This is a genomic window from Octadecabacter antarcticus 307 (assembly GCF_000155675.2).
Lineage (GTDB): Bacteria > Pseudomonadota > Alphaproteobacteria > Rhodobacterales > Rhodobacteraceae > Octadecabacter > Octadecabacter antarcticus.
Window position 1 is genome coordinate 2,982,478 of sequence record NC_020911.1, and the last position, 17,087, is coordinate 2,999,564.

The 17,087-nt window shown below is 51.4% G+C and carries 13 protein-coding genes and 3 pseudogenes; 4 read left to right on the forward strand and 12 right to left on the reverse strand.

Features of this window, described 5'->3' with window-relative positions:
* Positions 1-14: 14 nt before the first annotated feature.
* From OAN307_RS15185 to flgB, 8 genes are all read right to left on the reverse strand, one after another.
* Positions 15-1,142 carry a flagellar basal body P-ring protein FlgI gene (locus OAN307_RS15185; protein WP_015500531.1) on the reverse strand — a complete coding sequence of 376 codons (1,128 nt, stop codon included), beginning with the start codon at positions 1,140-1,142 and terminating at the stop codon, positions 15-17.
* A gap of 8 nt (positions 1,143-1,150) precedes the next feature.
* The gene (locus tag OAN307_RS15190) at positions 1,151-1,792 is read right to left on the reverse strand and encodes a flagellar basal body L-ring protein FlgH (RefSeq protein WP_015500532.1); all 642 of its coding nucleotides are present in this window, start codon (positions 1,790-1,792) and stop codon (positions 1,151-1,153) included.
* Between the two features lie 16 nt (positions 1,793-1,808).
* Positions 1,809-2,594, reverse strand: a complete 786-nt coding sequence (flgG, locus tag OAN307_RS15195; protein WP_015500533.1) for a flagellar basal-body rod protein FlgG — start codon at positions 2,592-2,594, stop codon at positions 1,809-1,811.
* 68 nt (positions 2,595-2,662) lie between these two features.
* Entirely contained in the window at positions 2,663-3,424 is a 762-nt protein-coding gene (locus OAN307_RS15200) for a flagellar hook-basal body complex protein (RefSeq protein ID WP_015500534.1), read from the reverse strand.
* A gap of 59 nt (positions 3,425-3,483) precedes the next feature.
* Entirely contained in the window at positions 3,484-7,722 is a 4,239-nt protein-coding gene (locus OAN307_RS15205) for a flagellar hook-basal body complex protein (protein ID WP_015500535.1), read from the reverse strand.
* A 38-nt stretch (positions 7,723-7,760) separates the two neighbouring features.
* A complete protein-coding gene (locus tag OAN307_RS15210; protein ID WP_015500536.1) occupies positions 7,761-8,462 on the reverse strand; it encodes a flagellar hook assembly protein FlgD in 702 nt (233 codons plus the stop codon).
* 30 nt (positions 8,463-8,492) lie between these two features.
* Positions 8,493-8,909, reverse strand: a complete 417-nt coding sequence (gene flgC / locus OAN307_RS15215; protein ID WP_015500537.1) for a flagellar basal body rod protein FlgC — start codon at positions 8,907-8,909, stop codon at positions 8,493-8,495.
* Entirely contained in the window at positions 8,909-9,295 is a 387-nt protein-coding gene (gene flgB / locus OAN307_RS15220; protein WP_015500538.1) for a flagellar basal body rod protein FlgB, read from the reverse strand. The genes flgC and flgB overlap by 1 nt, the downstream gene beginning before the upstream one ends.
* A gap of 74 nt (positions 9,296-9,369) precedes the next feature.
* On the opposite strand from flgB, the gene OAN307_RS15225 reads away from it, so the two are divergent.
* The 3 genes from OAN307_RS15225 to fliD all read left to right on the forward strand — a co-directional run bounded on the left by OAN307_RS15225 (position 9,370) and on the right by fliD (position 12,094).
* On the forward strand, positions 9,370-9,990 hold the full coding sequence (locus OAN307_RS15225; protein WP_015500539.1) for a DUF7210 family protein: 621 nt from the start codon (positions 9,370-9,372) through the stop codon (positions 9,988-9,990).
* Between the two features lie 47 nt (positions 9,991-10,037).
* Positions 10,038-10,382 carry a hypothetical protein gene (locus OAN307_RS15230; RefSeq protein ID WP_015500540.1) on the forward strand — a complete coding sequence of 115 codons (345 nt, stop codon included), beginning with the start codon at positions 10,038-10,040 and terminating at the stop codon, positions 10,380-10,382.
* A gap of 65 nt (positions 10,383-10,447) precedes the next feature.
* Positions 10,448-12,094 carry a flagellar filament capping protein FliD gene (gene fliD, locus OAN307_RS15235; protein WP_015500541.1) on the forward strand — a complete coding sequence of 549 codons (1,647 nt, stop codon included), beginning with the start codon at positions 10,448-10,450 and terminating at the stop codon, positions 12,092-12,094.
* A gap of 188 nt (positions 12,095-12,282) precedes the next feature.
* Here fliD and OAN307_RS28130 read toward each other — a convergent pair.
* Positions 12,283-12,417, reverse strand: a pseudogene (locus OAN307_RS28130) (IS5/IS1182 family transposase); the annotation flags it as partial.
* Positions 12,418-12,488: 71 nt separating this feature from the next.
* On the opposite strand from OAN307_RS28130, the pseudogene OAN307_RS15250 reads away from it, so the two are divergent.
* Positions 12,489-13,690 (forward strand): annotated as a pseudogene (locus OAN307_RS15250) (IS3 family transposase).
* 301 nt (positions 13,691-13,991) lie between these two features.
* Here OAN307_RS15250 and OAN307_RS15260 read toward each other — a convergent pair.
* The 3 genes and pseudogenes from OAN307_RS15260 to rpoN all read right to left on the reverse strand — a co-directional run bounded on the left by OAN307_RS15260 (position 13,992) and on the right by rpoN (position 17,015).
* A complete protein-coding gene (locus OAN307_RS15260) occupies positions 13,992-15,239 on the reverse strand; it encodes an IS256-like element ISOan8 family transposase (protein WP_015500543.1) in 1,248 nt (415 codons plus the stop codon).
* 183 nt (positions 15,240-15,422) lie between these two features.
* Positions 15,423-15,566 (reverse strand): annotated as a pseudogene (locus OAN307_RS28135) (IS5/IS1182 family transposase); the annotation flags it as partial.
* A gap of 102 nt (positions 15,567-15,668) precedes the next feature.
* On the reverse strand, positions 15,669-17,015 hold the full coding sequence (rpoN, locus tag OAN307_RS15265) for an RNA polymerase factor sigma-54 (protein ID WP_015500544.1): 1,347 nt from the start codon (positions 17,013-17,015) through the stop codon (positions 15,669-15,671).
* Positions 17,016-17,087: the final 72 nt, after the last annotated feature.

Here is a 17,087-nt window from a genome sequence, read left to right on the forward strand (position 1 = left end):
GCCATCATAGTACTTCAAATGACGATAAGCTGCGCGCGCAGGGCACCAGCAACCTTGAGAGCCTCAAGGATAGCGACGAGATCAGAGGGCGTGGCACCAATCGCGTTGATAGCGTCAACGACATCGCTAAGACTTACACCAGGATCGAACAGGAAAGCGCGCGCCTCAGGCTGATCCACAAATATCTGACTGTCTGGCGTTTCCAATGGTGCGACTGGGGTATTGACCACCCCATCAGCAGTGATGATTGTCTCGCTCTGTGGAGTTAACCCTGTATCCTCTCGGATGCGAACTGTCAGGCTGCCGTGGGTAATGACAGCCGGTGTCACGTTCACATTACCACCAATTACGATCGTACCAGTACGAGAGTTCACGATAATTTGCGCAGGCGGCTCCCCAGGCTGAACCTCAACTTTTTCGATCAAACTGGCGAAAGACACTTTCTGCGCGGGATCGGCAGGCGCAAGAACCCGAATAGAGGATGCGTCGATTGCCACGGCGGTATCGTTCCCAAAGATGACATTGATCGCTTCGGCTACGTTGGTGGCAGTAGAGAAATCAGCCCGATGCAGGTTCAACACAATGTATTCACCAGCTATGAAGGGGCTTTCAACTAACCTTTCGACCGTCGCTCCCTGGGGTACGCGCCCGACCGTTGGCACGTTAACCGTAAGAGAAGACCCATCCTCCCCAGACACACCCAAGCCACCCACCACGAGGTTTCCCTGTGCTAGAGCGTAGGTTTCACCGTCAACGCCAAGTAAAGGCGCCATCAGGAGCGTACCACCACGCAAGGATTCGGCAGGCCCCAAGGTTGAAACCGTCACATCCAACGTCTGCCCCGGCTTGCTAAAGGCAGGCAGTTCAGCAGTCACCATCACAGCCGCAGCGTTGGTCCCGTCAAGTCCATCTTGCTCTGTCACCATACCAAAACGAGACACCATCGATTGCAGAGATTGCAACGTAAGCCCAAGATTACCATCGCCTGTGCCAGACAGGCCCACCACAAGGCCGTAGCCGACTAACTGATTGCTCCGAACCCCCGCAAGAGACGCCAAATCTTTAATACGATCTGCCTGAGCGATATTGGCAGCCGCCATGACAAATATCAGAGTAATGAGTGCTGAACGCAAATACCGCATAGTCAACCCTAAACCAAGTTCAGACTGGACAGAACGCGCGAAAACAACCCACGCCTGCCGGTATCCGCCACATCGCCTGCACCGATGTAGGTAATCTCAGCATTGGCAATACGGTTGGAGTTCACAACATTGCTTGGGCTGATATCGCTCCGACGCACGATCCCACTTACCCGCACATATTCGTCCCCATTATTTAGCGTCAGCTTCTTCTGCCCCAATACTTCCAAGTTCCCGTTCGAAAAGACCCTAACTATGCTGACCGTTACCAATCCGGTGAATGAGTTTGATTGTGCAGCTGCACCCGACCCCGCAAACGTTTGATCCGAACTAAACGACAAATCGTTCATTCCGAGAAAATTTGGCAGGTCGGCGGTAACGCTATCCGAATTGCCAGCAGAAGCACTTTGGGATTTAATCGCCTGAAAAGATTCGTTCAACGCGACCGTCAGTACATCGCCCACCCTAGAGGCACGCTGTTCAACCGCAAAAAGGCCCACTGCACCAGCGTGATAGATGCTTCCATTGGCAGGGCGTGGCAGGCTCGTCTCCTCCGAAATAATAGGTTGGAATGCCGCGCTGGCTTCGTTCTCAACGTAAGTCGAGCAACCTGCACTAAGACATAGTCCCCATAAACCTATCAAACGGATCATACTAGTTCTCCAGTTACTAAAGATTATTCGAGATGTAACGCATCATTTCATCAGAAGAAGTAATTGCCTTAGAACTCACCTCATAAGCGCGCTGCGTCTCAATCATCTCAACGAGCTGCTGCACCACATTCACGTTGGACGCCTCCAACGCGCCCTGCATCAACTTCCCCAGACCCTGCGACTGGGGCGCTGCAACGGTTGCGGCACCACTGGCGGTGGTCTCAACGACAAAGCTTTCGCCAATAGGCTGCAAACCACGAGGGTTAGCAAAAGTGGCGAGGCTTAGCTGCCCGACCTCCTGCGCTACTTCCTGTCCTGAACTACGCACCGAAACAATTCCATCTTGGGAGATATTGACCTCCACCGCCTCGTCTGGGATCCGTATTTCAGGCTGAATAACATAGCCACTCGCAGTGGTCATGGTACCATCCGCACTGCGCGAAAAAGAACCGTTGCGGGTATAGCCCACCCTACCATCAGGCATCAGCACCTGAAAGAAGCCCTGTCCGTCGATAGCCAAGTCAAACGAGTTGTCCGTGTTGACCATACCGCCCTGAGTGTAGAGCTTCTGCGTGTTAACCGCACGTACCCCCGTGCCAAGAGCCAGTGCGGAAGTCAGCGCAGTACCTTCTGACGTTTGATCACCACCTGCACGACTTACCTGATAAAGTAGACTTTCAAAATTGACCCGGTCACTTTTGAAACCAACAGTGTTCAAGTTTGAGAGATTGTTGGCGATGACCTGCATCCGCGTTTGCTGCGCATTCAGGCCAGTCTTTGCAACATGCATAGCGTTGGACATTGTCGGCTCCTAATTAGTCTTCAGTATAAGTGTGCAATCAATGTGCCAATATAGCCCACAGAGCGTAGTTATTGAGGTAGACGCATAATTCGGGAGCCGCCCTCGTCAATTTCCTTAGCAAGCGCAATGAACTTCACGCTCATTTCGAAATGCCGCTGGCTTTCAATATTTTTAATCAATGCACTGATCGTGTTCACGTTACTGCTTTCAAGGAAGCCTTGCGCAATTCGGGCGCGCTGATCAGGCTCAGGCAGTTCTGTGTTGTTCGACGGTCGGATGTGACCATCGGGCGATTTTATCAATGAGATGCCTTCCGCCATAGAGGTGGCTATTATCGGTCCTGCGACCAAAGTCCCCTCGGGTGTACCCATCAATTCCATCTGGATCTGGCCAGTTTCTTCCACCACAATACGACGAGTTGGAGGCATTTGTATGGGCGCAAGTTCTGTGTCAAGTAAGCGGTTTCCAGCTCCATCAACCAGGAATCGTCCATCGTCAAAGCCCAAATCACCCCGTCGCGATAGCGCGGCATCACCGCCAAGGGCAGGCTCTACGAAAAAATACCCATTGCCCCTGATTGCTGTATCCATTTCGGATCCAGTGCTTTGCAAACTACCGGCATCATCTGAGAATAAAGCTTCTTGAGACTGCTGGCTGTAAACACGGGATTGGTATTGGTCGAGTGAAGTCAGAAAGCTTGCTTCGCGAGTGACTGTCAGGTCTGCACGAAATCCCGGCACATTTAGGTTGGCCATGTTTTGGGCGTTAACCCGCATCTCTGTACTGAGATTGCGCATGCTGTTTAGTGCGATGTGGATGTTACGATCCATGGTGTTGTTCTCCGGCTAGAGGGGACGGCGCAGATATTGCACGCCGCCCCTAACGTTTATTAGGTTCGAATATTAATTATAGTCTGGGTCAGCTGGGTCGAGGTTTCAATCGCCTTGGAAGACGCCTGGAAGTTTCGCTGCGCAGTGATCAAGTTTACCAGCTCCTCAGTAATGTCGACGTTCGACCGTTCCAACGCACCAGACTGAATAGAACCAAAACCTTCGGTTCCCGCCTCACCAATAATAGGCTCGCCGGAAGATGCGGTTTCCACAAAAGTTGCGTTCCCCACCTGCTTCAACCCATTTTGATTGTTGAAATTAGCGAGCACTATTTTACCTAAAGGCTTGTTCTGACCGTTGGTGTAGTTCGCACGCAGAAGGCCATTGGAATCGATATTCAATCCGTCCAGACGGCCAGAGGTGAAACCGTTTTGATCGAGGTTGTTCACCGAAAACGGCGTGGCCAGCTGGGAAGAGGCGCTGTAGTCGATGTCGAGCGAGATCGAAAAAGTTTCACTCTGTGAATCGTAGCGGGTAAGGCCCTGCGGACTTATCAGTCTACCTGTTTTGTCAAAGGTCAACTCACCCTCGTCAAGATAAAGTGGGAAGTAATCTGTCACAAGATTGTTAGGCTCTGACTCGACGATATCCCCATCTTCATTGACAAATAGCGGAGTTCCGTTTTCGTTGGTTGCCTGAACAAGGTTGGCGATTGTTGGCACGCTGCCCACGCCAAGGGGTACGTCATCCAAACCTAGCTTCGCAGGACCCTGCACACGGATAGTAGACGTGTCACCAGTGGTCCCAGTAGTAAACACAAAGTTATTCTCGGTCGGTTGGTATTTAACCGTCACACCACCGATAGTCCGCCCCGTATCGGGATCGCGCATCTGATTAATCCGCTGCTCCAACAACTCCGCCAGCGTGCTGCCGATGTAGTTACCTCCCGGAATTTCAATGAGAGAGTTCACACCGTTCACCGACACGTTAAAAGTAGTTTCACGGTTAGACGCATTCAGAAAAATAGGCTGACTATTCAGAGGGTCCTTGGCTGGGTTACCAATAGCCTGTGCAGGTTGGGATTTTAAACCAGTACCTTCGAGAAAGCCTATGTTCCTACCCAGACCTACTCCCATCACGTGACTACCACCCTCAGCCAAAACGCGGGAAGCAAGGTCGATAGTTCCATCGCCAATTTCTGCAAGACCAGTAAGCGAGTTAATTTCATATCGGCCTACTTGGATGTTGGAGGCAAGCTGCTCAACCTCCACACCAAGTGCTTTGTTCGCCCTTACAGACTTACCAGTCGTACCGCTTTCGAAGGTAAAGGCGCCGGTATCGCGGTCATACCGCACATTAGCGCCAAAGCGGTCAGGGCTTCTACCGGCAGTGCCCCCATCTTGGATGAATGACTGGCCACTTACCGTGGTAGCAGCCGAGATCGCCACTTTACTGGCATTAGTACTACCAGATAGGCCAATGGCGTTTACACTATCTGCATAGCCGGAAGAAATTTGGATACCGGAAACATCGCTAATCGTGCCACCCGGCCCGAGCGCGGTATGATCGACTTTAAACACAAAACTCTGTGATGCTGCATCGTATTGTATCTGTACTGGTGGGTTTCGTTCATCCACCCATTCCATCTCGATCGCGCTGTTGGATAGGCCGATATCGGATACGGTAGGATTTCCAGAACCCGTCGTCAACTGCGCAGAGAATTCGCCGAAGATGCTCTCATCGACGCTGTCGCTCGTATCAAGATCCACGCTGGAATATGAGTGCCGAGCTGATTCAGTTTCACGCAACACGATACGCTGGTTATTGAAGTTTGCGGCGGAACCTGCGATTTGCATATCGCCCCCCTCAAAGAAGGCTTCCACGTCAGTGGCCTCTTCGGACAGCATAACGAACGGATTACCCACAGCCACGTCCACAGAGATGTCGGCCTCCGGCAAGCCAAGATCGCCAGTGGCAACTTGTACGACATTTCCGCTGATTGAACTAATATTAAAAGACCGCCCGTTCAGGATCCCAGCACTTTCACCTACACCCATTAGCATGATCGCATCGCCTGCGGCCAAGCCCGCAACTGAAGACATAGTGATCGTCAGGCGATCCGCCTCCCCATCATACTCGATGGACGGGCTACCGACTGCAACAGAATTTTGCCGATCAAAAACAGCCACGCCAGGTCTATTACCAAAGTTAGTATAGCCTAGGTAACGCTTCTCGGAGATAGTAAATGACTCGGTGGAACCCGTGCCCGCATTCGCAAGAATTGGCCCAGAGACCGTCAATACGTTACTGGCCAACGTAACAGAAACTCCAGAGATACCAGCATTCTCTATCGCAAGCTTAATGTTGGCAGCAACGACATCGTCGTCAGTAGAAGCCACAGTAACATCAACAGTTTTGCCAAAGATCGTGAGTTGCGCTCCTCCGACAGTGACTCCTGACACAGTTATCAAATCTGTATTTGTGCCCGCCGCCCCGGCGGAACGTGTAATACCTGTGGCATCACCCGCCTCTGGCGCTGTCACTGCCACCGAGAATTGACCACTTACTGCCGCCTTGATTGCGGCCAACACATCAGTGATAGTGGCGGGGGCGTCGGGAATATCAACCGTGACAGTGCTATCATTGATCACGAAGGAAACTGCCTTGTTACTTTCAGCGGCGGCAGCACTAACAGCCACTACCGAGAACTCACCCTCACTATAAGAAATGTCCCATTTACCAGAGCTATTAGTCAGACTCGTTATGTCCAGATCACGCTTGGTGTAGTCAAATTCAAAGGATTGCGGCAACTCAGGCGGACTGGTCAGCTTGGCCGTCGTGGTGATCTTTGCGAACTGATTCGAGCCAATGCCTGATACACCCGATTCGTCACCTGCGGCCAACTCCGCGTTCATGGCAGCGTTAATTCGAACCTGAGCGTGAGCAAGAAAGGTGTCGATGTCAAAGTTCGGCGCGGTGAGGTTAGCTACGTCGATACCAGCTTGGGTCGAAACATAGCTAGGCTCTAACAAGTCCACGATCACCGCGTTATCCATGGAGGTGTCGCCGTCTGTACTGGGCGAGAACATCTGGAACTTAATGATGTCTTCCGCACCTTTGCGAATTTCGACCTTTTTCTCATCATCATAGGCCGCGTTAATGGCGCGCTCCACCTCGACGGCTAGATCCTCAGCATTATACCGACCGGCACGAATATCGATACTTACAGGCCGAGTGCCGTCATCTATATTAACGAGCAGGAAGTCGTTACCCCAGTATACCCCTTGATTTGACGAGTCCGCCTCATAGGTCGCACCAAACAGCATCGGGTCGTTCACAATTTCGATCTCGCGGGTGCCTTCGTCACCAAAATCGAAACCGCTTGCCTCGCCGGTCAGAGCTGCTGGTTGCGACGGCACGCGAGTCCGCAGATCATCCAGTTTGTAGAGCGGCGAAGACCGCCCCGTATTAAAATAGCTGGGGTCGGGCACGTCGGTGGTTTGATTACCAAACTGGTCAATAAAGATTTGCCTTCCATCGTCGACTACGGCGGGCACAAGATTAGGGGGCACAACCTCATCGTTAATGACAAGGCGCGTCTCAAACTTGTTCGTCGGGTCTGCTGCATTAGCGCGTTGCGTCTTGATGAAATAGACGGTCGCGATGGTCGGGTTGCCCAAATCATCAAAGATGGTGAACGACGTAGAATTAGTGAAGCTTTCTGAATCGTTAGGGTCGAAAACATAACCATCTACGAACTTCTGATTTTCGGTTACGACATCCGCGTTAGCAGGGACGTTGACGGCGAGGTCTACTTTAGTGGTACCCTGTGGATCACCAGAAGTCACAGGCAAGCGCAACGGAACTGCACTATCAATATCCTTGGCAGTAACAGACCCATCTTCGTTCACTGGGTATGTCAGCAAGAATTGGCCAGAGCTGTCGACCACATTACGATTATTATCAACATTAAACGAACCATTACGGGTGTAGACCACCTGCGTGGAAGTCAAACTAGGCTTGAGCGCAAAGAACCCCTGACCAGAGATCGCCATATCTAGGGCATTAAGGGAAGCGGAGATATTACCTTGGGTGAACTGCTGCTTCACTCCCTTCAAAATAGCACCTGAACCAATTGACGATGTGCTGTTCTGCAAGGGCGAGGTCGCAAAGATGTCACCAAATTCCGCGCGAGAAAGTTTGAATCCCGTTGTGCCCACATTGGCGATGTTGTTTGAGCTCGCCGCAATATCGGCTTGGGCTCCGTTTAGGCCGGTCAAGGCAGTATAAAATGACATGGTTGTTTCCCTTAATTTACGTTTTATCGCGAACCATCCTAGAGGCGGAACCGCAGGATATCAGCGGCACTCACATCGCCGTAGTCTTCGACTTCAAGCATGGCCTCACCATTAACGGCAGAAGAAGAAGCTCCGATCACTTCTGCAAACACGTTTGGTGTCAGGCTCTGAACGCCCTGACCGTCACCGTAATTCACCGACACATTCATACGTATGCTACGTGACCCGTCACGGTATTCAGTTGGCAGAGCCGCCCACTCAAATCCAGACAACCCACTTGCACGGCTACCAAGATTGAGAGTGTGTAGGCTTTCGCCTGACTGAGCATCGAGAAATTCAATCTGTGTGTCGAGGGATGCACTAGCCAGGTCGAGGGTACCTTGAATCTCTCCGTTGTTGTCCGCACGAGCGATGTTGCCCGGCATCATGACGGAGTGTCCCAACATATTGACTGAAGAGGCAACCTGAAATTGGCTCATCTGCCCCGCAATGCTGGACATCGTTTGGTTCATTTCACTGATACCAGCAACAGAGGAGAACTGTGCCATTTGCGCGACGAAGTCTCCATTGTCCATCGGAGCAAACGGATCCTGATTCTGCAATTGGGCAGTCATAAGCTTCAGAAAGTCGGACTGGCCCAACTCATCTTTTGGTTCTGCGTTCCGCTCCTCGGTAGTGCTAATGCCCAGCTTGGATAACAACGCGTTCTGCGCGCTTTGACTATTACTATTAACATCCATTTATCCGGCTCCCTTAGGATTGACCCATGTTCATTGACCCATGTTCACAGTACGCAGCATCAACGTGCGCATGGTTGTGACCACTTCGAGGTTATTTTGGAATTGGCGGCTGGCTTCCAGCATATCGACCATCTCTTCGTTCACATCGACGGGAGCGACGTAGACAAACCCCTCCTCATCGGCAAGTGGGTGGCCAGGCTCTAGTACGCGTAATGGAAGGCGATCAAGCGATACGATATCCACCACATCGACCGTCGAACGCTCTGCGTCTCTCAAGCCATCCTCGAAAGCTACTTTGAACACCGGGCGCAGAGGGCGAAAAGTTTCTTCCGCGCTACCTGCCCGGGCGTTGGCGTTGGCGATGTTGGAGGCGACTGTATTAAGGCGCACCATCTGCGCAGCCATAGACCGCCCAGCAATATCAAAAACATTTTTTAAATCAGACATTATTCACCTTTGATTGCGGTCAGGAGGCCGGAGATACGGCGATTAAGAAACGTCAACGTGGTCATATAACCCAGTGAGTTTTCCGAAAATTCCATCTGTTCCACAGAAATTTCTACCGTATTCCCGTCTAGCGAGGGATTCAGCGGCTGTCGGAACTGCACTCCACTACCACCCAAACCGGCAAGACTGTCCATGTGGCGGGCGCTGGTTTTACGCAAAGGGCTATCTCCAACCTGACGCGCCATTTCTTGCTCAAAATCTAAATCACGGGCCTTGAAGTTAGGCGTCGCCGCATTCGCGATATTGGACGCCAACATGTTATTCCGACGCTCTCGTAGAGAAAGGGCCGACGCTTGAAAAGCAATATGATCCTTGATTGCGTCCATCTTAATCTTTCGTGATAAATGCGTTGTGGTCTAATACTTGCAAGTTGAATGCCAAAGTCATAGCGGAGATAGAAATGGCAAAAAAACTAACGAAACCCCAACGCATTCCTGCTAAGCCCAGAGGCAAGAGAGCCCCTGAAAGGACAGATAAAGCCTCTCCAAGCGAACACGCTGACTCAAAAAACCTGCAAAAGCGAATTATGCAGCATCTGGCGGACACTCCGGCCCTCCTGGCCACATCTGTGTTGTCAGAGATGCTCCGCGACACCACAGACCAGCCCACTCGGATCGCCATCCAGTACTCACGGATAGAGGTGTTGCGGGCCCGGACAATCTCATGCCGCCTTGGTAAGCCAGCGGATAGATCTGTAAAACCTTCGAGTTTGCTGAGCCGCAACACGATAGTTAGCAAGACCAATGACGCCCAGACAGGCTCACTAGTGGAGGAACGGCCGGCACATGATTCCCACCAGGCGGAAACAGCGGACGCAGCGGTGCCAGAGAGCATTCTCATCCAGCTGACAGTGGCTCACCTCCATCAGGGGGTAGAACTGCCCAAAGGTACAACCTTCAAAGTAAGCTCTATCGTCGGTGCCGAGTTGATCAAGATAAATGTAGCCAAGCATGCCCCAAAAGAGAAGCCCGCGAGCAGCAACACCAAAGACACAGCTGAGCTAAAAAAGGGAAGTACATAAATCCCACGCCAGAACCTCCTTTCTCATCAACTTACCGGACATCTATAATGCCCCTTCGTACTTCGCTTTACTTGTTAGCAATATTACTGGCTTTAGCAGTACTTTTCGTGTTCCAGTTCCCCAGCCGTTTCACACAGGAAGACTATAACTGCGCAGCCACTAACGCACCGTTTAACCGGATCGTATTTTCGGAGGTATCAGAGGGCGAGGCTGGGTTAGTTGAAGGTGCAAACCCCGACACAGTCATCATCACATCCGTAACGGATATGCGCATTGATACCGATTGGGGCCGCAGCCGGGTCCAGCTTGAACGCAAGACCGGGCAGGTCATTGTCACCCACAATAGGGTCGTCTCTTCTTATGCCTGCACACAGGCTGAATTCCGGATGTAGGGCTTTTTGCTGCTAAAACTCGGAGCAGAACCGTCGTTTAACAAAACATCAATGGAGACTAAGCAATGGATGAAATAAGGCCCGACGTTCTTTCAACGCTGAGCCGCGGCGGCAGCGGACTGCAACTCAGGAGTCTTACTAGTAGCCTTGTGGCCGCAGAGACTAGCGGTGAGCGTTCGTTGAACGAAAGAAACGTGTCGAATATAAACACCACAATCTCTGCGATGGGACAATTATCAGGCAAGATCGGGGAGTTCGGTGAGGCTATGGCCTCCGTTGTGGACACTATTTCTCGTACGGCATCATCCTCCATCACCGATGCGATTTCGATTGAGGTAACTGACGGTTCTTTGGCCGCAAATTTTTCATCCAGAATGGAAGTGAGAAGCCTTGCTTCCGAACAAGTGCTAAGTTTTCTTTTCGACAGCACTGTAACAACCAGCACCACGCTCAACCAAGGCACCGTGTCCCTGAACACCCCCGCATGGAACAACACTCAGTCCTTCAAACTAGATGACAGCAATAATACGCTGATCGGCATGGTAGAGGCGCTCAACAGTCTTGGAGGCGTAACCGCTTCCCTTTTTGACACCGGGACAGGTTATGCATTAATCATCAAGTCAGAAGATGGATTGGACAACGCCCTCGATTCTGACTCCATCGACGCAATAAAATCTGCGCTTTCGATGACTTCAAGCGCTATAGATGACGAGACAGATTCAACCCATAACCCCCTTGGCGTTTCCAGTAGCGTAACCGCAGCACAGAACGCCGATATTCTTGTCGATGGTGTTAGCGTGGTTCGAAGCTCGAACGAATTCGAAGACCTATTTTTAGGGCATAAGATCACATTAAACGCTGTCGGCACCTCAATGCTCAGCTCCTCCGAAACCAATGACTCTGCCCAGAATAGGGTGATCGATTTTATTAGCGTTATTAACGATCTTAAATCCTATCTTAACGAGGCCACGCAGCGCGGTATCAATGGCGCAGATCCTGGCCCCTTAGCAGGCGATTCAGCGGCGCAATCGGTTTTAGCGCACATACGCAATATCGCCACAAGGCCAATTGTAGGGTTCGGTGAGGATCCTGTCTACCTTGCCGAGATAGGCGTACGAACGGAGCGAGATGGCACACTGATCCTAGACGAGAACGTGTTTGAGCGCGCTTTAGAAGAAAACTCTGCAATCGTTGACGCATTCTTCAGTACACAATTTAGTTCCGACAACGCAAATCTGAAAATTACAGGCTTGTCCTTTGCACAACCCACTGCGGGTTCATATGTTTTGATCTATAACGCATCAGCAGAGACCGCAACTCTTGACGGTGAACCACTGACGATCGGCTCTGATAGCAATGGCAATGTCCTCTTGACGTCAACTACCGTTGGCAACACCTATGGTATCCAGATCACACTGGACGCTGACGAGAACCTGACCACCACAGTACGCTACGGCCAAAGCCTAGCTGCGCACTTGCAGGACTACAGTGACAGCCTTCTAGGCAGGGATGGCATGCTTGCGCGCCGTGAAACCAATCTAGGTAATCAACTACTGGACTTTGAAACCAGGCTAGAAGATGTCGACGCCAAAGCCGCCGCATTGACCGAACGTTACAACATTCAGTTTGGGCGAATGGAGGCTGTCATCGCCAGCCTCAACCAAACAGGTGAATACATGCAATCCCTTATGGATGCTTGGAATGCTGACTGATGATTGCCTCGTCCGCTATGCTGATAACAGGTGAGCGAGGTATCTCAGCTCCGCTTTGCAAAAAAAACGTATTACTGCACACCACCAATTTACTTATTGTATTGCTTCAAAAAACAAAAAATCACCCTCCGCGGGGCTTTGTTGCACAGATCGAGCTGAGGTCAGGCTTCCCCTTACCCCAGACGGATTTACCCTAGAGCCTCAGTCTTGGGTATGCCGAGAGCTGTGAAGCGGTTTAGGATCGCGGCCCAGATTTGGATCTCCGCAACCTGGCAATCGAAGTCTCTTACCGAGAGGCGCTGAAAAAGAAGTTTCATACAATGCTCCTGACCTGCCCCCCGAAAGGTCCCTCACTTTAATGTAGAGTTTGCTCAACCTTTGAAGGAGCAAACAAATGCGACAGAGTCGTTTTACCGAAGCCCAGATTATCGGGATGATCAAAGAACAGGAAGCTGGGATGCCAACTGCTGACGTGTGCCGCAGGCATGGCCTCAGTCCCGCGTCGTTCTACAAGTTCAAAGCTAAATACGGTGGTATGAACGTTTCTGATACTCACCGCCTGAAATCGCTTGAGGATGAGAACGCTAAGCTGAAGCGCCTTTTGGCAGACACCATGTTGGACAATGTTGTTTTGAAAGATTTGCTGGGAAAGAACTGACGACACCGAACGTGCGGCGGGCTGCAGCACGCAAGGCGATGTGGGATCATGATATCTCACAACGCCGAGCGTGCAGGCTTGTCCACTGCCCGGCAGTGTATTGCGCAGCAATGCACGAGAGGGGGTGTCGATCCCAAAACCGTCCGTCGCGATCAGCCGCCGGATAATCCAGAAGTTCGCGAAGAGATGAAGGCGATTGCCAGCAAGCGGCGTCGGTTCGGCTATCCCGTTGCCCGGCAGTAGATACGTAGTATCGATGAGAGGGGCGGATCAGCGTACTTTTGGAACGCAAAGGAATGACCATGAATCACAAGAAGCTGTATCGCCTCTATACTGAAGAAAAGCTTGACGTCAGACGGCGAAGGGGCCGCAAACGTGCGCGGGGATCGCGCACGCCGATGCCAGTGGCTTTGCGTCCTGGCGAGTGTTGGTCGCGGGACTTTGTGTCCGACACCTTTGGCGCATCGCGCAAGTTCCGTATGTTGGCCGTGAATGACGATTGCTGTCGTGAGAACCTGTGCCTGATGGCCGACACCAGCATCTCTGGTGCCGAGGGTGGCACGCGACCTGGATGCGCTTGTGCGCGTCTATGGAAGCCCCCCTGTATCGTCAGTGATAACGGCACAGAGTTCACCAGTCGCGCGATCCTGAAGTGGGCTGGCGATAACGGCGTGGATTGGCATTACATTGATCCGGGCAAACCACAGCAGAATGGCTTCATCGAGTCTTTCAACGGCAGCCTTCGAGACGAGATGCTGAACGAGGAAATCTTCGATACGTTAGACGATGCCCGCCGCAAATTGGCCCTTTGGCGATACGATTACAACAACGTCAGACCGCACTCATCTCTGGGCAACCAAACACCCGCTGAAGCGCGCCGAGAGCTTGAGCAATTTGAGGGCTCCGCGCACGACGCGCTTGCTCAAACTGACGACTAAGAATATGAAATCCAAAACCGTAAACTCTCGTTATGAATGAGGGAGCCTCGGGGGGCAGGTCACATGCCCTCAATCGCTGACCGTTTTCACGTGCTCACCTGCGTCGGGTGGAACTGACGCTTGACTGCGATCTCCTGAACCATCTTGTCACCACGCAGCGCTTCAAGCGCCACAGCAACCTTAAACTTGTCTGAAAAGTTCCGTCACTTTGTCATTCTCGTATCCATTCATTCGTGTTGGATACACCTTAGCACGCTGTCCGGATGAGTTATTGTCAAATCTGGTGTTTGAGGTTTGTCGGTCATGCGGCGATCTGGTCTGGGTTTGTGGCTTCAATTCCGTCTTTGAACGTGACGCCTGTGATGACTTTGGCGAGGTAATCAAAGCCGCGTAATTTTCTCCAGCTTTGTTCGGCGCATTGCCCCAGTTTGAACATCATGTGCAACATGCCGTCGCGGGTGAGGCAGCCCTTTGAACGCTTGGTACGATGCCTGATTGTGGCGAACGCAGACTCAATCGGATTGCTGGTGCGTATGCTTTGCCAATGCTGGGCTGGAAAGTCGAAGAATGCCATGAGCTCCTCACGGTCCTTTTGTAGGCACAGGGTGGCCTTGGGATACTTTGCCTCATAGGTTTTGACGAACAAATCAAAAGCCTTGATCGCATCATCTTTGGTTTCAGCCTGCCAGATATCGTGTATCGCGACTTTTGCCTTTGGTTGAGACAGCTTTGGCAGACAATTGAGCACGTTCATCGCTTTGTGCTGCCAGCGGCGTTGTTGACGCGCTGCGGGATATACTTCATCCATTGCAGCCCAGAACCCCATAGCACCATCCCCGATAGCCAGCTTTGGCGCGTTCATGCCTCGCTCTTTGAGGTTGAGAAGAACCTCACGCCAGCTTTGAGTGGACTTGCGCACCCCGTCCTCAATGGCCAAGAACCGCTTCTTGCCACGTGCTTTCACGCCAACAATCACAAGGGCGCAGAGCTTGTCGTCGGTTCCGCGCAAGCCGCTGTGGACGCCGTCAGCCCAGATATAGACGATTGGCTCGTCGTCCAATGCAGTCTTTCGCCAGCCATCATACTCGGTAGCCCAACCCCGCTTGAGGCGTGACACCGTGTTAGCGGATAATCCCGCCGCATCAGGGCCGAGCAGGACCTTGAGGGCCGCGCCCATCTCACCGCTGGAAACACCTTTAAGGTAAAGCCAGGGCAAGGCTGCTTCCAGCGACTTGGTTCTACGCACATAGAGCGGCACCAGGGCGGAGCGAAAGGTCACGGGCGTGCCGTCTTTTGAGCGGACCTTGGGTATCCGCACGCTCACAGGCCCGATACCTGTTTGAAAAGGGCGGGCTGGATGATGCCCGTTGCGCACGACAGCCGCGTGGCCCGACTGGGTCCGCACTTCGGAGAACTGCACCATGTAGCATGCCAGTTCGGCCTCTACGGCTGATGCTATCAATTCCTGCGCTCCAGACTTCAGCAATTCCGTTAACGCGTCAGTCATCCCGTCTCGACGCGCAAAATCAACAATGTTAGTCGTTTCCACGGTGGTGTATCTCCTTCGATTGGGCTGCTGTCTCGCAACAACAATTCAACCAGATACGCCGCCAACCTTCAAACCGCCCAAACACCAGATTCAGTCATAACTCTGTCCGGATTCGCCGGACCACTTCACCATTAAGACTTTAGAGGTTAGACAAGCTTGAATGGCAGCATCGCTGTAGGTTTACTGACGTCCCCTTCGACCAGACGCCTCAGCTTCCCAAACCATCTGCGAATCAAACCAGATTAATAACGATCCTCGTTTTTTGAGTAAAAAATTGTAATCAGCCCAATTCTGGGTCTTGTACTTCGTCGGTGTCCAGCTGCTCATATCGGCTTGCTACTACACTGGATGCATACAGTTAATCCTACAGAGCACGGTTTGTGCGACAAAGCCGGATAACAAGCTCCACAATCTGGGACAGTTATTTATCTACATTGTTGCCTGGAGTTGATAGTTTCTGCGTCGTTGACACGATGATGGAATTTTATCCAGTTTCCGATACTTTGCAATGGTTCGGCGGGCGATACTTAGGCCCTCAGAGTTTAACTTTTGCATTATAAACTCATCACTTAGCGGTTTTATCGGAACCTCTTGGCCTATTAAGGTGCGGACCTTCTCTCGTACCATCCGGGCTGAGGCGCCTTCATCGCTGCCATTAAGCTCAATAGCGTTACTGAAAAATGTCTTGAGGGGGAGTGTCCCCTGCGGTGTTTGTATCATAAGCGCAGAGGTCACCCGGCTGATTGTACTTTCGTGCAAACCAACGGCTTCTGCTATGGTCTTAAGCTTCAGTGGACGCATGTGTTTAATTCCGTGTTCTAGAAATGGTAGCTGAATACGGACGATCTCCGCTGCTACCTTTATGCTGGTTTCATTCCGTTGCGCAATTGCACGCTTTAACCATCGGGCATTACCAAGGTTTTCTCGGACATAGATTTGATCGATTTCTAGTTTAAGAAATTTTCGAACGCGCTGACCTGCAGCTTCATCTACCTTTATAATGGGTAACGTGGAACCGTTTAGCTTCACAAACCATTCTCCGTTCGGTCCCTTTGCGGTCAGAAGATCAGGTGCACGAATAGGTGCTTGGTCCCCCTCAGAAAGAGCAAGCCCAGGTTTTGGGTTTAGTCCACGCAAACGGCGCAGAAAGTACCGTAATTCATCTGCTGAACACCCAACTTTTCGCCGCATTTCGTTGAGTAAACCGCGCTCCAAAAGTGCAAGGTTTGCAATGATGATGCCCATAGAGGTGTGGTCCAAGTCAGTGGTCGGTATTTGCAAAGAGAGACATTCAGACAGGTCTCTTGCAAAAAGGCCTGTCGGCTCCGCCCGTTGCAGTTTACTCAACACTGCTGCGACGTATTTTTCTTCCACGTTAAGGTTTTGTGCGAGTAACGAGAGGGGAGTGGTCAACCAGCCGGTGGGATCTAAGTGACTTGCGAGCGCGTAGCCGATGGCGCGTTCGGCTTGGTCTTTCAGAGTATCATCGACCTGTGCGAATAGTCTAGCGCCAAAACTCTCGCCAGCCTTATCTGGGAGGAGACTGATGGGGTCGAATTCGGAGTTTTTTTGCGCTACATTCGCACCTTGTGATGCAGGCATGCGGACTTCAGGCAAATCAATCTCAAGGAAGGGGTTTTCCTCAGCAATGCTCTCAGCATAGCTAGATAGTTCAATATTGTTAAGAAGAAGAAGCTTTATAGCTTGTTGCAATTGTGGCGTGAAAACAAGAGACTGATTTTGAGAAATATTTGTACTTATTGAGATATTTAACATAATATTAACTTCTTTTCAAAAAATAAATACATTCCTGCTAACCTGCGAATAATTTGCTTACATATTTTGTAA